The 2,603-nt window shown below is 36.2% G+C and carries 1 protein-coding gene and 1 pseudogene; one reads left to right on the top strand and one right to left on the bottom strand.

Annotated elements, in window-relative coordinates; genetic code table 11:
- Positions 1-261: 261 nt before the first annotated feature.
- Positions 262-631 (top strand): annotated as a pseudogene (locus HMPREF0083_RS27225) (IS1380 family transposase); the annotation flags it as partial.
- An 875-nt stretch (positions 632-1,506) separates the two neighbouring features.
- Here the strand turns inward: HMPREF0083_RS27225 and HMPREF0083_RS12650 are convergent.
- On the bottom strand, positions 1,507-2,271 hold the full coding sequence (locus tag HMPREF0083_RS12650) for a geobacillin-26 family protein (RefSeq protein WP_021621800.1): 765 nt from the start codon (positions 2,269-2,271) through the stop codon (positions 1,507-1,509).
- Positions 2,272-2,603: the final 332 nt, after the last annotated feature.

Genomic DNA, 2,603 nt, shown 5'->3' with positions numbered 1-2,603 from the left:
TGCTTGAGCCAAAGACGACTTTGAATACAGGAAACCAAGTAAACGAAAAAGCCGTAACAGATTTAGAGTCTATATAGAAGTTTATATTATCCTGAATTTCGAAAGTACATCCCTATGAAAACGTGAAAAGGGCTCCAAATCTTTGATAGAATGGTGTTTGTCCAAACAACATCACCCAAAGAGAGGAGCACCTTTTAGGTGAAGTCTACCACACCCGTCAGCAAAATCAAGACCGAATTTTCATTGCAAAATGCCACGAGCTTCGGCGGCGAGGACTTCTACAGCCTGTGGGAAAGAAAAGGAATCGGCTATGTCGGCAAGTTCAAATGGACCCAGCGGCTCGCCGAAGAAGTTCAAGCCTGTCGTTACTGGACGCACTATGTCGATGGGGGCCAACGAATTGGATTTGTTGATCAAGCTACTCGCCTACAATTTGTTTGAACGCTTCAAGCGAGACTGCTGCGAGCCCGTGCATCAGAGCTATACGATTTCCCGGTTCCGTCTGGAGCCCTTTCATTGCGCAGCGATCCTCATTCAACACAGCCGCGCCATTGTGCTCAAGCTAATGAAAGACTTCGCCGGTCGCTATGCCTGGAAGCGCATCGAAGCAAAAGTAGCCTTACTGGACTGACATTCTCCAAAATTTCACATGGAAAATGAGTGAGCCCCTTTGGTGGGGAGGAGGAAAGACTGTCCACTACGTACAAGATCCTCTTGGTGGACATGGGAAATTTCCTTCTTTTTACATCTCAAGACCCCTTTACTTCAGGACCTCGCCTTGATCTTATGAGCTTTTGAAATTCAGGTTTATATTTTTTTCCACTATATACAAGGGCAGATGTCATAAGGATTAGCTGGTATTATTTATTCTTTGATCGCCTTTTTAAGATCGGAAATATCCTCTGTTAGTTCTAATCCTATAATGTAGGTAAAGTCGTGCTAAGCACAAATTTCTGCGACCTTCTCTGCTTGCCCTTTGGTTCGTCCCTTCACAATAATCGGACGTTGTTTAGAACCTAATAGATACATAATGGATTACTCCATTTATATGGCCCAGTCACAGGGTTAGGGGTTTGTTCCATTACTATACAAACCCCATGTACACAGTTAAGTAATTTTGTCTATCTACGATTCGAAAATTCTGTAGCTAGGACGATCATAAAACTAATTAGTAATATTACGTTAACAGACCCGATTACTGTATTAGTAATAAAATTTTTAAAAATAAGAAAAAAGTTGAAAAAAAAGAGAGTTATAACTGCTAGTTTCATCCAGATTTTTCTTTTGAACTTTTTATTATATATTATTACAATTAGGAAAAAGCTTATTAGTAAGTTCAATATATTTATTATAACCAAGATATTTTACCTCCTTTTAGCTTCACATTACTAATTATGTATATTTACATATCCAAATAACCCAAATATATAACTGAACAGAATTAAGACGGACATTCTTATTAACATCAAACGTCCGTCTTAATTCTGTTTATATAAATAAAATCAATTATTTATTTGGAAGAGATTTATATAGGTCTTCAAAAGCCCAGTGATCCGAGTATGCAGAGCATGCTGCATCAATAGCAGTAATAGAAGATAGAACCGTGGAAACTACAGCTACTACAGCTGATGTTCCCCCTGTTTCAGGTATCAAAACTATTGAGGTAATGATAGTCGTGGCAGCCCCGCCAGCAGCTAATTCTACTGTACGTTCATTTGCCTTCATCTGGTTAACATACTTACCGATTTTAGCCAAAGTGTATTTGTTCGATGAATTTTCAGTTGTAGACTTCGGATATGTACCACTTTTCATGTTTGGTGCGTAGTTCCAAACATTTGTTCCATTAACATTATAAATATTATAATATCCATTCCACCAAGTTTCTTTTCCACTATCAACTGTAGCCATTGGAGTTATTAAGTCTTGTTGATTAACAGAAGAATTTTGTACAGGTTGTCTTAGATCAAGTATTATATTTTTACCATCTTGAACAAGGGTAATTTTTTCATTTTCTTTATCATACTCTGCAGTAACTACATTTCCTTTTTCATCTGTGACTTTGGTTTTTTTTACTTTAGCATTATCTAAAACAACCTCTACCTCAACGTCACGTACTTTAAATTTCTTCTTGTTTTTTTCCACATTTGTTTTAGCCTCATTCAATGTATTTGAATTAGACTGATCAGTTTCAGTGTTAGCTAAAACATTGGTTGAAATCATGCTGCTTGCTAAACCTAGAGCTAAAGTTCCGATTAATAATTTGTTTTTCATAAACTATCCTCTTTTCTTATATATATTTTTTACAAGTAAAAAATACCACTTTGGGGATAAATAGTAAACCCATTTTATGTATTTTTTTGGTTCTCCTTTTTTATATAAGGTTGCACATTATATAACATATTTATAGTTGATAGCTGTTTAATTGCGGGTTTTAAAGATTTTTGTTCATTAAAGGGGTACAGCCCATCGCTATCAAGCTAAAAATTTTCGATACGCCCAAAACGAAAAAACACTATCCTATACATAAGGTAATTGCTAAAAATGTTGGGAGCATTCTCCATGAAAATTGCAATTAGAGGATTATTGTTATTTATTCAACTCCC

This window comes from Aneurinibacillus aneurinilyticus ATCC 12856 (genome assembly GCF_000466385.1).
Classification (GTDB): domain Bacteria; phylum Bacillota; class Bacilli; order Aneurinibacillales; family Aneurinibacillaceae; genus Aneurinibacillus; species Aneurinibacillus aneurinilyticus.
The sequence above is the reverse complement of the archived record's forward strand: the minus strand, read 5'-3'. Positions and strand labels throughout refer to the sequence as shown.